A 14,428-nucleotide genomic window follows, 5' to 3' on the forward strand; every position below is an offset into this window, starting at 1 on the left:
GGTGTCGGCGGAGTCAGCGGCGTCGGTGCAGTCGGTCGAGTCGTTGGGGTCGATGGAGTCGGTCGTCTGGGTCACGTCATAGAGCTTCGGACCTGCGATCCCCGAGGACGAGTGGCCCGAAGGACAGCATTAGCTAGGATTGGGCCATGGCAGACCGACAGGCACTCCCGCACGAGACGTCCCAGCAGCAGGCATCCACCCGGCACCGCGTGGTCGTCCTCGCCCTCGACGGCCTGCTGCCCTTCGAACTCGGCATCCCGCAACGCATCTTCGGCAAGGCGCGTGACGCGGACGGCCGCGACCTGTACGAGATCGTCACCTGCTCGATCCGCCCGCCGGGCCCCGTCGAGACGGACGCCGACTTCGCCGTCCTCGTCGGAAAGGGCCCCGAGGCCCTGGCCACCGCCGACACCGTCGTCATCCCCGCCTCGTACGAGCTGGGCCCCGTCCACGACGAGGGCGTGCTCACTCCCGAACTGGCGGCCGCCCTCGCCCACATCCGCCCCGGCACCCGTCTCGTCTCCATCTGCACCGGCGGATACGTCCTCGCCGCGGCCGGCTATCTCGACGGCCGCCCGGCCACCACGCACTGGATGCACGCGGAGCACTTCCAGAACCTCTTCCCGAAGGTCAGAGTCGACGCCGACGTGCTCTTCGTCGATGACGGGGACGTCCTCACCTCCGCCGGTGTCGCGGCCGGCATCGACCTCTGCCTCCACCTCGTACGCCGTGACCACGGCACCGCCGTCGCCAACGACGTCGCCCGCCGCACCGTCGTACCGCCGCACCGTGACGGCGGCCAGGCGCAGTACATCCAGCGCCCGGTACCGGAGGCGCAGGCGGCCACCACGACGGCGGCCCGCGCCTGGGCCCTCGGCCGCCTCGACGAACCGATCCAGCTGCGCGACATGGCCGAGCAGGAGTCCATGTCCGTACGCACCTTCACCCGCCGCTTCCGCGAGGAGGTCGGCGTCAGCCCCGGCCAGTGGCTCACCCAGCAACGCGTCGAACGGGCCCGCCACCTGCTGGAGTCCAGCGCCCTGTCCGTCGACCAGGTGGCCCGCGAATCCGGCTTCGGCACGGCCCAGTCGATGCGCCAGCACCTACAGACGGCGCTCGGCGTCACCCCCACCGCATATCGGCGCACCTTCCAGTCCGGAACCACGTCCGGCACCCCGTCCGTCGACAACGACCTCCTCCACAGCGGCTGTTGAACCCCCGCCCCCGCCCGCCGCCCGCCGCCCGCACCCGCACCCGGCGGCTCTCGCCCAGCGCGCCCACGAAGGTGAGCAACAGGGTGAGTCCGACGCCGGCCAGGATCGCGGTCGACGGCGCGACGACGTTGAGGAGGACACCCGCGAGAGAGCCCGTCGCGGCATAACCCACGCCCACTGCCGCGTACATCACGGAGTACCCCGCGGCCAGCGCGCTCGGCGGGAGCATCTCGCGCAGCGACAGGTTGCGGGTGAGCATCGCGCCCGCCTGGAGTACGCCCGCGAGGACGAGCGCGGTCGCCATCCAGGCGAGGGCCGGTATCAGCGCGGCCAGCGCCACGCACCCGGACATGGCACACAGCAGCACCACGCTGCGGGTGCGCAGTTGCCCCGGCCAGCCGCGCAGCCCGTACAGGAACGCGCCCGCGGCCGACCCGAGCGCCAGCCCCGTGAGCAGCGGCCCCGCCCAGCCGACGCCCATGTCGCGCTGTTCGAGGAGGGCGGGCAGGACGAGTTCGGAGAGGGCCAGCAGTGAGAGGCTTGCCGCGCCCGTGACGTACGCCGGCCAGGCCCTGGCCAGGATCCGCGACATCGACTCGCCGTCGCGGTCCGTCTCGTCCGCCGCCCAGCCCGCGGGCAGCAGCCACAGGCCCGCGACGGACGATGCCATCAGGGCAGCGGCGAGCAGCAGCGGCACCCTGGGGGCGACGCCGAGCGCGAGACCGGTGACCGCCGCCGGGGTCAGGGACCATATGCCGAAGGTCAGCATCGACTCGGTGGACAGCGCCTGGGTCACCGCCCGCTTCGGGACGAGGCTGGTGAGCAGGGCGCGCAGACCGCCGGGGGCCGCGGCGGGGGCGGCGCCGGCCAGGGCTGCCAACGCCGCGAGTATCGCCGGGTGCGCGTCCGGGAACGCGCCGAGGCCCGCGAAGCCGACCGAGCCGATCGCCAGGCCGGTGGCCAGGTGGGGGCGGGCGTCCTGCGGGCGCAGGCGCATGCCCAGGAGGGGGGCGCCCGCGATCTCGCCGAGCACGTACGCCGCTGCCAGGGCCGCGCCCAGCGTGTAGCCGCCCGGGCGTTCGCGGGTCAGGAAGACCAGGGCCAGGGGGGTCATGGCGACCGGGGCGCGGGCGCCGATGGCCACGGCGGCCCAGGCCAGGACCTGTTTGGTGGCGACGTCTCGGTAGCTCATGCGACGACGTTAGGGGACGCGACTGACAGCGGCCCATGGGATTTCGTGGCCTGTGGATAACTTCGGTGCGGGTGGGTGGGTGGAGGTTTTTCGCCCCCTCCGCCCCTACCCGTCCCTTGCTCCTGGGGGCTGTCGCCCCCAGACCCCCGCTGTCGGCCTGAACGGCCTCGTCCTCAAACGCCGGACGGGCTAAACAACCTAAAACGTCAGCACCGCCCTGGCCACCCTCCCCCCACGCGCGTCCTCCGCCGCTTTCTCGAAGTCCTCCACCGGATACGTCGCCGTCACCAGTTCATCCAGTAGCAGGCGCCCCTCCCGATACAGGTTCGCGTACAGGGCGATGTCACGTTGGGGGCGCGAAGACCCGTAGCGGCAGCCCAGGATGGACTTGTCGAGGTACATGGAGGAGACGAGGAAGGAGGCCTCGGCGGTGGAGGGGGGTACGCCGAGGAGTACTGCCTGGCCGTGGCGGTCCAGTAGGTCGATGGCCTGGCGGATGAGTTCGACGCGGCCGACGCACTCGAAGGCGTGGTTCGCGCCGGTGGGGAGGATGTCCTTGACGGCTTTTGTCGAGGTCAGGAAGTGGGTCGCGCCGAACTGGCGGGCCACTGGCTCCTTCGCCGGGTTGGAGTCGACCGCGACGATCTTCAGGGCGCCCGCGATCCGCGCGCCCTGGATGACGTTGAGGCCGATGCCGCCCGTACCGATCACCAGGACGGTGTCTCCCCGGTCCACCCGTGCGCGGTTGAGCACGGCCCCCACGCCCGTCAGCACCCCGCACCCGATGAGGGCGGCGGACTGCATGGGGATCTCGTCAGGGATGCGGACCGCCTGGACCGCCTTCACCAACGTCCGCTCCGCGAAAGCCGAGTTGGCAGCGAACTGATAGAGCGGCCGACCGCCCCGCGCGAACGGCTGTTGCGGCATCCCGATCGCCTTGCGGCACATCGTCGGCCGCCCCCGGTCGCACTCGGCGCAGGTCCCGCAGTTGGCGAGCGTGGACAGCGACACATGGTCACCGGGCTGGACATGGATGACGCCCACACCAACCGCTTCCACAACCCCCGCGCCCTCATGGCCCAGCACCACAGGGACGGGGAAGGGTATGGTCCCGTCCACCACGGACAGGTCGCTGTGGCACAGCCCGGCCGCGGAGATCGCGACCAGCACCTCTCCGGGTCCTGGATCCCGTATCTCCAGGTCGTCCACGACCTCGGTCTGCTTTCCGTCGAAGATCACGCCCCGCATCGCTCAGCCTCCCTGTCCCCTGGGTTCCTTCGGCAGGCCGAGCACCCGCTCGGCGATGATCGTGCGCTGGATCTCGTCGGAGCCGCCGTAGATCGTGTCGGCCCGGCTGAACAGGAACAGATGCTGGAACGCGTCCAGTTCGTACGGCGACGCCGTCGACCAGTCCGCAGGGCCCACCGCGGCTCCGGCACCCCGCACCCGTACCGCCAGCTCACCGAGCCGCTGATGCCACCGTCCCCACAGCAGCTTGGCCACACTGGGCGCCCCCGCCGCACCCGTACTGTCCCCCGAACTCCCCAGCGTCCGGAGCGCGTTCCACCGCATCGTCCGCAACTCCGCCCACTGCCGTACGAGGAGATCGCGTACGACCGGATCGGCAGCCGTGCCGTTCGTCACCGCCGCCTCCACCACCCGCCCCAACTCCTCCGCGAAGCCGATCTGTTGGGCCAGCATCGAGACACCCCGCTCGTAACCGAGGAGACTCATCGCCACCCGCCAGCCGTTGCCCTCGCCGCCCACGACATGCTCGGCACTCGCCACAGCTCCGTCGAAGAAGACCTCGTTGAACTCGCTGGTACCGGTCAACTGCCGGATCGGGCGGACCTCGATCCGGCCCGGCTGGTCCATCGGTACGAGAAGGAAGGTCAGACCGTGGTGCCGCGTCGACTCCGGCCGCGTACGAGCGAGTACGAAGCACCAGTCGGCCTCGTGGGCGAGGGAGGTCCAGATCTTCTGACCCGTGATCCGGTACGACCCACCGGACCTGCCAGACCCGCCGGACCTGCCAGACCGGCCAGGGTCACCGGACCCACCCCCCGTGTCCCGTACGGCAGTTGTCCGTATCCCCGCCAGGTCCGAACCCGCGCCCGGCTCGCTGTACCCCTGGCACCACAGTTCCTCGCCACGGGCTACGGGAGGCAGGAAGCGGGTCTTCTGCTCGTCCGTGCCGTGGGCGATGAGGGTCGGCGCCAGCAGGTTCTCGCCGATGTGGCCCGACCGGGGCGGTGCCTTGGCGCGGGCGTACTCCTCGGCCCAGACGACCTGTTGGGTCAGGCTCGCCCGCCGGTTGCCGTATCCGCCCTCGCTCCACCCGAGCCCGATCCAGCCGCCCCGGCCGAGTTCCCGCTCCCAGTCGGAGCGAGCCGGTTCGGAGCGGGCCGGGTCGCCACCTTGGTGCGCCTCCAGCCAGCCGCGCGCCTCTCCACGAAAGACCTCGTCCTCAGCCCCGAATCCGAACTCCACGCGCGCCCCTCCCGCCCGACTCACAAGGCAATCCCCTGACCTCGGATGGCACCCTCACCGGTTCGGCCGCCCCTTCTCCGCCGCCGCCCGGGCCATCTCCTCCACCCGCTCCAGCAGCGGCATCGGATCAACTCCCACCGTCCCCGGCAGCAGTTCCGCGATCCGCTCCGGAGTCCAGGAGCTCTCCGCGTACGCCGCCCGCAGCTCCCGGGGCTGTGCCCAGACCGCGATCTTGGGCCCGGCGACCGTGTAGACCTGCCCGGTGATGCGCGCCTCGCGCGCCCGCTCCGACAGCAGGTACACCACCATCGCGGCCACGTCCTCCGGCTCGCCGATCTCGGTCAACTCCATGGGGACGCCTGCCGACATGCGGGTGCGCGCGACGGGCGCGACCGCGTTCGCCGTCACCCCGTACGTGTGGAGTCCCAGCGCCGCGCTGCGGACCAGCGAGATGATCCCGCCCTTGGCGGCGCTGTAGTTGGCCTGGGAGACGGACCCCTGGTGGTTGCCGCTGGTGAAGCCGATGAGCGTCCCCGAACCCTGTTTGCGCATCACCGCGGACGCGGCCCGGAAGACCGTGAACGTGCCCTTCAGATGGGTCGCGATGACCGGATCCCACTCCTCCTCGGCCATGTTGAAGAGCATCCGCTCGCGGAGGATCCCGGCGACGCACACGACACCGTCGATCCGCCCGTACGACGTCAGCGCCGCCTCGACGACCCGCCCGCCGCCCGCCATCGTCGAGATGTCGTCGGCCACCGCGACCGCGTCCCCGCCCGCCGCCTCGATCTCCTTGACCACGGCTTCGGCGATCGAACTCGTCGGCTCAGCCCCCTCGACGGACACTCCGTAGTCGTTGACGACGACCCGCGCGCCCTCCGCCGCCGCGGCCAGCGCGACCGCACGTCCGATACCCCGCCCCGCCCCCGTGACGGCGATGACCTTGCCTGCCAGGAAGTTCCCCACGCCCGGCCCCTTCCCGCGGTTTCTGACGGTCCGTTAGATTCAACTGGATTCTACGACCCGTCAGATACCTGGAGACAAGCCCCCGGGAGGACTCATGTCACTGCCGACGCTTCACCCGGAGTTCCATGACATCGCCAAACGCGTGAACAACTGGGGGCGTTGGGGGGCCGACGACGAGATCGGAACCCTGAATCTCATCACCGACGAGGTCGTACGCGAGGCCGCCGCCACGGTCCGTACCGGTCGGCGCGTTCCCCTCGCGCTCCCCCTCCAGCAGGACGGCGTACAGACCGGCATGATCCCCGGACGGGTCAACCCCCTGCACGTCATGGTGCAGATCAACCAGGAACTCTTCGGCCCAGGCACCGTCGCGTGCAGCGACGACGCCGTGACGATGGGCCTCCAGTCGGCGACCCACTGGGACGCCCTCACCCACGTCTCGCACTCCGGGAAGCTCTACAACGGCCGCCCGGCCGGCACGATCACCCCGCACGGCGGGGCCGAGTTCGGCGGGATCGACAAGCCGCGGCACATCGTCTCCCGGGGCGTGCTGCTCGACGTAGCACGCGCACGGGGGCAGGACCGGCTCGACGGCGGGCACGCCGTGACACCCGAAGACCTTGAGGCGGCAGAGGATTTGGCGGGTACGCGGGTACGAGCGGGCGACATCGTCCTCGTACGGACGGGCCAGGTCCAGGTGTATCTCGCGGGCGACAAGCAGGGTTACGGGTATCCGTCGCCCGGTCTGTCCGTCCGCACCCCCGAGTGGTTCCACGCGCGCGATGTCGCCGCCGTCGCCAACGACACCCTCACCTTCGAGATCTTTCCGCCCGAGATCGAGGACCTGTGGCTGCCCGTGCACGCGCTCGACCTGGTCGAAATGGGGATGTTGCAGGGCCAGAACTGGAATCTCGAAGAGTTGTCCACAGCCTGTGGAGAAGAGGGGCGCTACGCGTTCCTGCTGTCCGCGATGCCCGAACCGTTCGTCGGCGGCACGGGGACGCCGGTGGCACCCGTCGCGGTGCTGTAGCCGACACCGAGACCGACACCACAACCGACGGCACCCGCACCGGCGCCGACGCTGTAGCCGACACCACAACCCGTGGCACCCACACCGGCGCCGTAGCCGGCACCGCACCTGAGCGCCGGATGGCGGCGCGCTCCTGCTCGCCCCGAGCGCGGCACCGCACGCCGCCATCCGGCTCCGGCGCACCCGCCCTGCTCCCGCTGCCCCACGGGAGCTGACGCCGAGTCACGACCCGCACTCGGCGAGGGCTCCCGTCACCGGAACCCTTGCCGTCCCCTCGCGGCGAATCGCTGACAACAAGCGTGATCAAACGGACACGTCACGTCAACACCCGTTCGGGGATTTATCACTTATGACCTATTCGTGATGGCGCGCACGGAAGCACGGCCCGGCGCATTCAGCCACCCCCGAAGCCGCGGCGGCAGCGTTCATGCATATATGCCACGGAAACAGCGCCCGTGCATACGCGCATGAACCCGCGCACCAAACCTCGAGGGCCGAGGCCCGTGCGCTAGACCGCCTCGTACGCGAAGTCCTCGTACCCCGGATAGGAGGCCACCGCCGCCGCAGCCGGCGAACAACGGTCCACCTCGACCCAGATGCGCTTGCCTGCGCCCTCGGGACACCAGCCCCAGCGGTCCGCGAGGCCGTCGACGAGTTCCAGGCCGCGGCCGTTGGTCTCCTCGCCGTCGGCATGCCGGGGGATCGGGGGCCGCGTGCTGGAGTCGGCCACCTCCAGGCGGACGGTGGTGGCCTCCACCCCGTCCGGCAGGGACAGCCGCAGCACGGCGGGACAGCCCGTGTGCACCACGGCGTTGGTCACGAGTTCGGAGACGAGCAGAATCAGCGTCTCGGCGAGCGGCTCATCAGCCCCTATCCCGGACCCGGCGAGCCGCGAACGCGCCCACCTCCGGGCACGCCCCACCTCTGCGGGGTCGGGCCGAATCTCCAGCTGCACTTGAAGCACCTGCACCGCTCACACCATCCGAACCGGCGGACACATCGCCTCGCGCCTCACAAGGGCCACGATCGTAGCCATTTTCTGCATGGCCAGAACAAGGATCACGGAACGTGATTCCCTTGCGAGACAGCATGGTTGACGTACAGTCACCCCAACAAGCGCTTCGGGCATATTCCAGCGCGAAGGAGTACGCGTGCGGGATACTGTGCGACGCTCGCCACGGGGAGTCGAACAGGCAGGCGCGAGGATTCGCCCTGCCCTGCGAGCGGTGTGCATCGCCGGGTCCGGAGCCGCCTCTCGGGCAACACCGGCATGGCTCAAGCTCAGAACCACTCGCATCCCACACAAGGTACCGGAGCGTGGCGCCGACTCCAGGCCGTGACAAGTCACGCCTAGGACACAACCCGATATCAACGCTCCGTGATTCCGGTATGCCACGATCCGCGACACGCGATTCCGGCGCTTCCCGAACCGTTCCTGCACAGAGCCCTACTGGCCTGTTCCGACCAGCAGATCTTCGGCCAACACGTCCTCACTCTGCGTCGCACCACCCGCACGCTGTGTCCGCACCCATGCCCTCTTCAGATAGAGATGGACGTCTGCCTCCCAGGTGAAGCCCATGCCGCCGTGCACCTGGAGACAGTCCCGGGCGCCGCGCACGGCGGCCTCGTCGGCGAGCAACCGGGCCGTCGCGACATCCAGCGGGTCGGCGGTCACGGCGGCCGCGTAGACGGCGGCGCGTGCCACTTCCACCCGCACCAGCATCTGCGCGCACAGATGCTTCACCGCCTGGAAGGCCCCGATCGGCTGGCCGAACTGCTCACGCGTCCGGGCGTGTTGCACGGCCAGTTCACCGACACGGGCGGCGGTACCGAGCTGTTCGGCGGCGGTGAGGAGGGATGTGAGGAGCGAGGCGAGAAGTACGTCGGCCGGGTCGGCCCTTTCGGACGGGGACGAGTCGGCCCTCATGGGCGGGACCGGGTCCGCACCCCCGGACAGGACCAAGTCCGCCCCCTCGGACGCGGGCACCCGGTGCAGTGGTGTCAGCGGGTCCACCGACCTCAGCGGCTCCGCGCCGGCGGCGTCCCCTCGTACGACGTCCGCCACCGCCAGCCATTCCACCAGCTGCCCGTCGACAGCGGCCACCACGGCCTCCCCGGTGGCCGCCCCGTCCACCGTGCCCGCCGCGAGGTGGGTGGCCACCAGAGGTCCGGGCAAGAGCACCCGGCCGGCCTCCTCGAAGGCCAACACGGCCTCCGGGAGCCCCAGTCCGACGCCGCCGTCCGCCTCCGGGAGCCGCAGCGCGAAGAACCCCGCGTCGCCGAGCTCACGCCACAGGGCCCGGTCGAGCGTGGGCCCGTTGTCCATGGCGGCCCGCAGGCCCTCGCGCCCGAAGCGCGCGGTCAGCAGTTCGCGCACGCCCGCCTTCAACGCCATTTGATCTTGGCCCAGTTGAAAGTCCACGGGGTCGACGTCACCGTCCCTTCGGAAGGCCCAGGATCCGCTCGGCCACGATGTTGGACTGGATCTGCGAGGTGCCGGCCGCGATGGTGTACGACAGGGACGAGAGCCGGTCGAGGGTCCACTCGTGCCGGAGGTCGAGCGACTCGGGGCCGAGCACCTCGGCAGCGGCGTCGTACAGCTCCTGTCGCGCATGTGAGTACCGCAGCTTGAAGACGGACCCGCCGAGACCGGGCACTCCCCCACTGCGCTGCGACTCGCTGACGTTCCACTGCGTGAGCCGCCACAGCGCGCGGAACTCGGCGTTCAGCCGCCCGAGTCGGCGGCGCACCACGTCGTCGCCCCAGCGGCCGTTCCGCTGCGCCTCGCGGGCGAGTTCACCGAGCACCCGGCGGCAGGCGACGACCTCGCCGACGAAGGCGGTACCGCGCTCGTACGACAGCGTCACCATGGTCACGCGCCAGCCGTCGTTCTCCGCGCCGACCCGGTTCGCCACCGGCACGCGCACATCGTCGAGGAAGACCTCCGCGAACTCGGCCGAGCCCGCGAGCGTGCGCAGCGGCCGTACCGTGATCCCCGGCGCGTCCATGGGCATCGCGAGCCACGAGATCCCCCGGTGCTTCGGCGCCGAAGGGTCGGTCCTGACCAGCAGCTCGCACCAGTCGGCGACCTCCGCGTGGGAGGTCCAGATCTTGGACCCGTTCACCACGTAGTCGTCGCCGTCCCGCCACGCGCGCGTGCGCAGCGCCGCGAGGTCCGAACCGGCGTCCGGCTCACTGAACCCCTGGCACCAGACCTCGTCGCCGCGCAGCACGGGCGGCAGCCAGCGCGCCCGCTGCGCGGGGGTTCCTTCCGCCGCGATCGTGGGGCCCGCGTGCAGCAGCCCGACGAAATTGGCTCCTACGTAGGGTGCACCGGCCTTTTCGGTCTCCTCCAGGTAGATGAGGTGCTGCGTCGGGGTGGCCCCGCGCCCGCCCGCGTCGGCGGGCCAGTGCAGCCCCGCGTACCCGGCGTCGTACAGCGTCCGCTGCCAGCCGAGGTCGTAAGCGCGCCGTCCCGGCCAGTCGCCGGGGGACGGTTTCGGGGGTAGCGAGGGGAGCACTTTGGCGAGCCACTCACGCAGCCGCGCGCGGAAGTCTTCCTCCTCGTCCGTGTACGTGAGATCCATTACCCGCCCACTCCGATACCTGCCCACTCCGATGGTGACCTGATGGACCGTCAGGAGGCAGGCTAGCTCCGGACCTATGGACCGACAAGGCGGCGAGCCCTACGCTCTCCGCACTATCTGACTGTCCGTCAGTTCCATCAGCTATTGCCGGGGGCCGAAGTGAACGACACCGCACACACCCTGGACTCCTCCCGCACCCTCTGGGAACTGGTCGCCCGCCGCGCCGACCTCACCCCCCACCGGCCCGTCCTCCTCCAGGGCGAACGGTCCCTGAGCTTCGGTGAGTTGCGCGACCGCGCCGAGCGAGTGGCGGCGGGCCTGTACGACATGGGCGTACGCCCCGGCACGGTGGTCGCCTGGCAGCTGCCCACGCGGATCGAGACGGCCCTGCTGTCCTTCGCGCTGGCCCGGCTCGGCGCCGTACAGTCCCCGGTGATCCCGTTCTACCGGGACCGCGAAGTCGGCTTCGCGCTGCGGGAGTCCAAGGCCGAGTTCTTCGCCGTACCGGGTGAGTGGCGCGGCTTCGACCACACGGCGATGGCGCGGCGGCTCGGCGCGAAGGGCGTCTTCGAGGCGTACGACCGACTGCCGGACGGCGATCCCTCCGTACTCCCCGCCCCGCCCTCCGAAGGCACCTCGGTCCGCTGGATCTACTGGACCTCGGGCACGACCTCGGACCCCAAGGGCGTCCTGCACACGGACCGTTCACTGATCGCGGGCGGCTCCTGCCTGGCGCACGCGCTGCACCTGTCCGCCGATGACATCGGCTCGATGGCCTTCCCGTACGCGCACATCGCCGGGCCCGACTACACGGTGATGCTGCTGCTGTACGGCTTCCCGGCCGTGCTGTTCGAGCACTTCGCGCTGCCCGCCGCCCTGGAGGACTACCGCAAGCACGGCGTGACGGTGGCCGGCGGTTCGACCGCCTTCTACTCGATGTTCCTCGCCGAACAGCGCAAGCAGCCGGGAGAACCGCTCATTCCAACTCTGCGGCTCCTGGCGGGCGGTGGGGCGCCGAAGCCGCCCGAGGTCTACCACAGCGTCGTACGCGAGATGGGGGTCCAGCTCACCCACGGGTACGGGATGACCGAGGTCCCGATGATCACTATGGGGTCGCCGGACGACTCGGTGGAGAACCTGGCGACGACGGAGGGACGGCCGCCCGGAGGCATGGAGATACGGATCGTGGACGGGGAGATACGGCTGCGCGGAGAGGCCGTCTGCCAGGGGTACTTGGACCCCGCACATACGGCGGAGGCCTTCGACACGGACGGGTTCCTGATCACCGGTGACGTCGGGCATCTCACGGAGGGCGGGCATCTGGTACTCACCGGACGCCTGAAGGACGTCATCATCCGCAAGGGCGAGAACATCTCCGCGAAGGAGATCGAGGATCTGCTGCACCGGCACCCGGCCGTCGGGGACGCCGCCGTGATCGGACTGCCGGACGCCGAACGCGGGGAACGGGTCTGCGCGGTGATCGAGGCGGCCGAACATCCGCCGGGGGCGGACCAGTTGACCGGGACGGACGAGTTGACCCTCGCCGGGATCACGTCCTACCTGCGTGCGGAAGGGCTGTCCGTGCACAAGCTGCCGGAGCAGCTGGAGGTGGTGGACGCCCTTCCGCGGAACGAGACCTTGCGGAAGGTGCTCAAGTACAAGCTCAGGGAGCGCTATTCACAGGGATTCACTCCGGCACCGTGAAGCACGGATTCACTCCGGCACCGTGAAGTAGCGGGCGAAGGCGGTGACGATCTCCACCTCGCCGATCCGGCCGTCGGCATCCACGTCGAGGGTGCCGGCCGCTGCGGCGGCGATGCCCTCGGGGACGCCCAGCGCCTTGAGCACGCGCGCGGTGTCGTCGACCGTGGCCGCTCCGTCCCCGTCGGCGTCCGCGACGGCGAGGGCCGCGTGCAGGAACGGGCGGGCGATCTCGGCGAAGCGTTCGGGGTTGTCGCGCAGCCGCTTGACCGCGCCGTTCACGAACTCCTGACGGGTGATCCGCTGATCGCCGTCACGGTCCGCTATCCCTGCCATGCCCTGCCAGAAGGCCTCCGCGCCCACGTACAGGGCCTGGCCCTTGTCCGACCGGGCCGCCGTACCGAACTCGGCGAGGACCGCCTTGGTCGCGACGTTGAAGTCCTCCCTGTCGATGTAGCCGTTGCCGTCCTGGTCGAAGCCGGAGAACCGGGCAGCGATCCTGCGCTCGTACTCGCTGTTGGCCATGTCGTTCGGGCCGCCTTACGTCACGTGAGGGTGCATCTGGGACGGAGCGTACGACGTCAGAGGCACCCGGGGAGCGGGAAAACGACGCTTGTACCAAGACTGCGGGAATTCCGGGACAACGATGTGGCGGAGCCCTCCCGCCGAGTGAAAGCCACTTCACACCAAGTGATCACTTCACGACAGGTCATGGGCGCGTCACGGCACGTAACGGCACGGCGCGTAACGGCTCGTAAATGGACGAGTCACGCCGACAGAGGGGTCGACTCCTCGCCGACGGCCGCGGCGACGTCCGGGTAGACGTCGAAGAGGCGGCGGACACCGAGGGCCGCGAGGACCCGGTTGACGTGGGAGCCGTCAACCGCCCCCTGGGCGGGCAGGATCAGCCGCAGGCGGCCCTGGCAGGACCGGATGAGGCGGCGGATGGCGATCAGGACGCCGACGCCGCTGGAGTCGCAGAAGAGGACCTCGGAGAGATCGAGGACGAGACTGCGGCGGCCGTCGGCCACCGCGTCGTGCACCCGCTGACGCAGCACAGGTGACGTGACGAGGTCCATCTCGCCGGACACCCGGAGCACGGCCCACTCGCCCTCTTCGTCGTCAGTCACCTTGAGCGTCACCGTCACCGCCACGCCTCTCGCTCGCCTCGCACGTCCCGCACGCCTCGCGCACCAGAAATGGAAGCGATCCCTACGCTTCCTTTCAGCGCGCCTGCCCGACTGTCGTTCCATGAAACACGGGTCCGGGCCCGAAGAAACGTCGCTCTACAGTCGAAAGTGCTCGATGAGCGAGCTATTTCGGCCGCGTACGTTCCGATGTGTTCAGTCCAGGGCAGGCGCCTACCATTCATGGACCGCCCAGGGGCGCACATTGACGCAAAGGGGCGTGCGCTGTCAGACGTGCCGACTACATTCGAGACAGTGAGTGTGCGCAGGCTGGACACAGCACGGGCACGCGGGCAGACAGGCTGGACACAGGGACAGGCGCCGGGCACGACCAGAGTGAGGGGGCCGCATGGCGACAAAGGACGCACCGCCCCGCTGGGACCGCAAGATGCAACAGCGGCTCGCACGCGGAGAGGCGGCGGCGCTCGGTGAGCTCTACGACCGGTTCGCGTCGCTGGTGCACGGCCTCGCCCACCGTGTGCTCGGGGACGAGCGGGCCGCCGACGGCATCACGCGCGAGGTGTTCGCCCACGTCTGGGAGAACCCCGACGCGTACGACCCCAAGCAGGGCCCCCTGCGTTCCTGGGTCGCCACACTGACCCATCGCCTCGCCGTCCAGCGGCTGCGCGCCACGGAGACCGCCGCGCTCGCCCAGGGCGGCCGGGGTACCACCGAGGAGCTGGAGCGCAAGGTGCGCAGCGCCTCCGTGGCCGCCCGCGCCGACTACATCGTCACGTCCATGCCCGCCCCGCTGCGGGCCGCCCTGGAGCTCGCCTACTTCCAGCGCCGTGACTACCGCCAGGCCGCCGCCGACCTCGGCGTCACCGAGGACGAGGCCCGCCGCCGGCTCCGCCTCGGCCTCCAGCTCCTGTCCACCGCCCACGACACCGGCGGCCCCTCCGGGGCATCGCCCGGATACGGGGGTGTCCGGTGAGCGGAGGGGCGGACCGGTTCGAGGCGTTCGACGAGCGGGACAAGGACGACGACAAGCGGGACCAGGACAAGCGGGACAAGGACGGGGACGGGGACGAGACGCGGGAGGAGGGCATCGAGGGTGGCGC

Annotated in this window: 13 protein-coding genes; 4 read left to right on the top strand and 9 right to left on the bottom strand. The window is 70.4% G+C overall.

Going from position 1 to position 14,428, the window contains the following annotated elements; genetic code table 11:
- Positions 1-146 precede the first annotated feature (146 nt).
- On the top strand, positions 147-1,214 hold the full coding sequence (locus tag AB0N66_RS12690; RefSeq protein WP_365432315.1) for a helix-turn-helix domain-containing protein: 1,068 nt from the start codon (positions 147-149) through the stop codon (positions 1,212-1,214).
- Here AB0N66_RS12690 and AB0N66_RS12695 read toward each other — a convergent pair.
- From AB0N66_RS12695 to AB0N66_RS12710, 4 genes are all read right to left on the bottom strand, one after another.
- Positions 1,123-2,406, bottom strand: coding sequence for an MFS transporter (locus AB0N66_RS12695; protein WP_365432318.1), 1,284 nt, complete (start codon positions 2,404-2,406; stop codon positions 1,123-1,125). The two genes, AB0N66_RS12690 and AB0N66_RS12695, sit on opposite strands and share 92 nt — an antisense overlap.
- Positions 2,407-2,604: 198 nt before the next feature.
- Complete coding sequence (locus AB0N66_RS12700) at positions 2,605-3,654, bottom strand: Zn-dependent alcohol dehydrogenase (protein ID WP_365432321.1); 1,050 nt, start codon at positions 3,652-3,654, stop codon at positions 2,605-2,607.
- A 3-nt stretch (positions 3,655-3,657) separates the two neighbouring features.
- Positions 3,658-4,896 carry an acyl-CoA dehydrogenase family protein gene (locus AB0N66_RS12705; protein ID WP_365432324.1) on the bottom strand — a complete coding sequence of 413 codons (1,239 nt, stop codon included), beginning with the start codon at positions 4,894-4,896 and terminating at the stop codon, positions 3,658-3,660.
- A 54-nt stretch (positions 4,897-4,950) separates the two neighbouring features.
- On the bottom strand, positions 4,951-5,862 hold the full coding sequence (locus AB0N66_RS12710; protein WP_365432327.1) for an SDR family NAD(P)-dependent oxidoreductase: 912 nt from the start codon (positions 5,860-5,862) through the stop codon (positions 4,951-4,953).
- A gap of 94 nt (positions 5,863-5,956) precedes the next feature.
- On the opposite strand from AB0N66_RS12710, the gene AB0N66_RS12715 reads away from it, so the two are divergent.
- Positions 5,957-6,892 carry a cyclase family protein gene (locus AB0N66_RS12715; RefSeq protein ID WP_365432330.1) on the top strand — a complete coding sequence of 312 codons (936 nt, stop codon included), beginning with the start codon at positions 5,957-5,959 and terminating at the stop codon, positions 6,890-6,892.
- Positions 6,893-7,400: 508 nt separating this feature from the next.
- On the opposite strand, the gene AB0N66_RS12720 is transcribed toward AB0N66_RS12715, so the two are convergent.
- The 3 genes from AB0N66_RS12720 to AB0N66_RS12730 all read right to left on the bottom strand — a co-directional run bounded on the left by AB0N66_RS12720 (position 7,401) and on the right by AB0N66_RS12730 (position 10,479).
- Positions 7,401-7,847, bottom strand: coding sequence for an ATP-binding protein (locus AB0N66_RS12720; protein ID WP_365432333.1), 447 nt, complete (start codon positions 7,845-7,847; stop codon positions 7,401-7,403).
- A 492-nt stretch (positions 7,848-8,339) separates the two neighbouring features.
- Positions 8,340-9,314 carry an acyl-CoA dehydrogenase family protein gene (locus AB0N66_RS12725; RefSeq protein WP_365432336.1) on the bottom strand — a complete coding sequence of 325 codons (975 nt, stop codon included), beginning with the start codon at positions 9,312-9,314 and terminating at the stop codon, positions 8,340-8,342.
- A 10-nt stretch (positions 9,315-9,324) separates the two neighbouring features.
- Positions 9,325-10,479, bottom strand: a complete 1,155-nt coding sequence (locus AB0N66_RS12730) for an acyl-CoA dehydrogenase (RefSeq protein WP_365432339.1) — start codon at positions 10,477-10,479, stop codon at positions 9,325-9,327.
- 159 nt (positions 10,480-10,638) lie between these two features.
- Here AB0N66_RS12730 and AB0N66_RS12735 point away from each other — a divergent pair, with 159 nt between their 5' ends.
- Positions 10,639-12,183 carry an AMP-binding protein gene (locus AB0N66_RS12735; RefSeq protein WP_365432342.1) on the top strand — a complete coding sequence of 515 codons (1,545 nt, stop codon included), beginning with the start codon at positions 10,639-10,641 and terminating at the stop codon, positions 12,181-12,183.
- A 9-nt stretch (positions 12,184-12,192) separates the two neighbouring features.
- On the opposite strand, the gene AB0N66_RS12740 is transcribed toward AB0N66_RS12735, so the two are convergent.
- Together AB0N66_RS12740 and AB0N66_RS12745 are read right to left on the bottom strand one after the other, a co-directional pair.
- Positions 12,193-12,705, bottom strand: a complete 513-nt coding sequence (locus tag AB0N66_RS12740; protein ID WP_365432345.1) for an EF-hand domain-containing protein — start codon at positions 12,703-12,705, stop codon at positions 12,193-12,195.
- Between the two features lie 242 nt (positions 12,706-12,947).
- Positions 12,948-13,328 carry an STAS domain-containing protein gene (locus AB0N66_RS12745; protein WP_365432348.1) on the bottom strand — a complete coding sequence of 127 codons (381 nt, stop codon included), beginning with the start codon at positions 13,326-13,328 and terminating at the stop codon, positions 12,948-12,950.
- 388 nt (positions 13,329-13,716) lie between these two features.
- On the opposite strand from AB0N66_RS12745, the gene AB0N66_RS12750 reads away from it, so the two are divergent.
- Complete coding sequence (locus AB0N66_RS12750) at positions 13,717-14,301, top strand: sigma-70 family RNA polymerase sigma factor (protein ID WP_365432351.1); 585 nt, start codon at positions 13,717-13,719, stop codon at positions 14,299-14,301.
- Positions 14,302-14,428: the final 127 nt, after the last annotated feature.

The organism is Streptomyces sp. NPDC093544, from assembly GCF_040683495.1.
Taxonomy (GTDB): Bacteria; Actinomycetota; Actinomycetes; order Streptomycetales; family Streptomycetaceae; genus Streptomyces.

Bases quoted from the DNA above. Each gene is read 5' to 3' on its own strand.
- AB0N66_RS12690 (WP_365432315.1), top strand. From the start codon at position 147: ATGGCAGACCGACAGGCACTCCCGCACGAGACGTCCCAGCAGCAGGCA.
- AB0N66_RS12695 (WP_365432318.1), bottom strand. From the start codon at position 2,406: ATGAGCTACCGAGACGTCGCCACCAAACAGGTCCTGGCCTGGGCCGCC.
- AB0N66_RS12700 (WP_365432321.1), bottom strand. From the start codon at position 3,654: ATGCGGGGCGTGATCTTCGACGGAAAGCAGACCGAGGTCGTGGACGAC.
- AB0N66_RS12715 (WP_365432330.1), top strand. From the start codon at position 5,957: ATGTCACTGCCGACGCTTCACCCGGAGTTCCATGACATCGCCAAACGC.
- AB0N66_RS12730 (WP_365432339.1), bottom strand. From the start codon at position 10,479: ATGGATCTCACGTACACGGACGAGGAGGAAGACTTCCGCGCGCGGCTG.
- AB0N66_RS12740 (WP_365432345.1), bottom strand. From the start codon at position 12,705: ATGGCCAACAGCGAGTACGAGCGCAGGATCGCTGCCCGGTTCTCCGGC.
- AB0N66_RS12750 (WP_365432351.1), top strand. From the start codon at position 13,717: ATGGCGACAAAGGACGCACCGCCCCGCTGGGACCGCAAGATGCAACAG.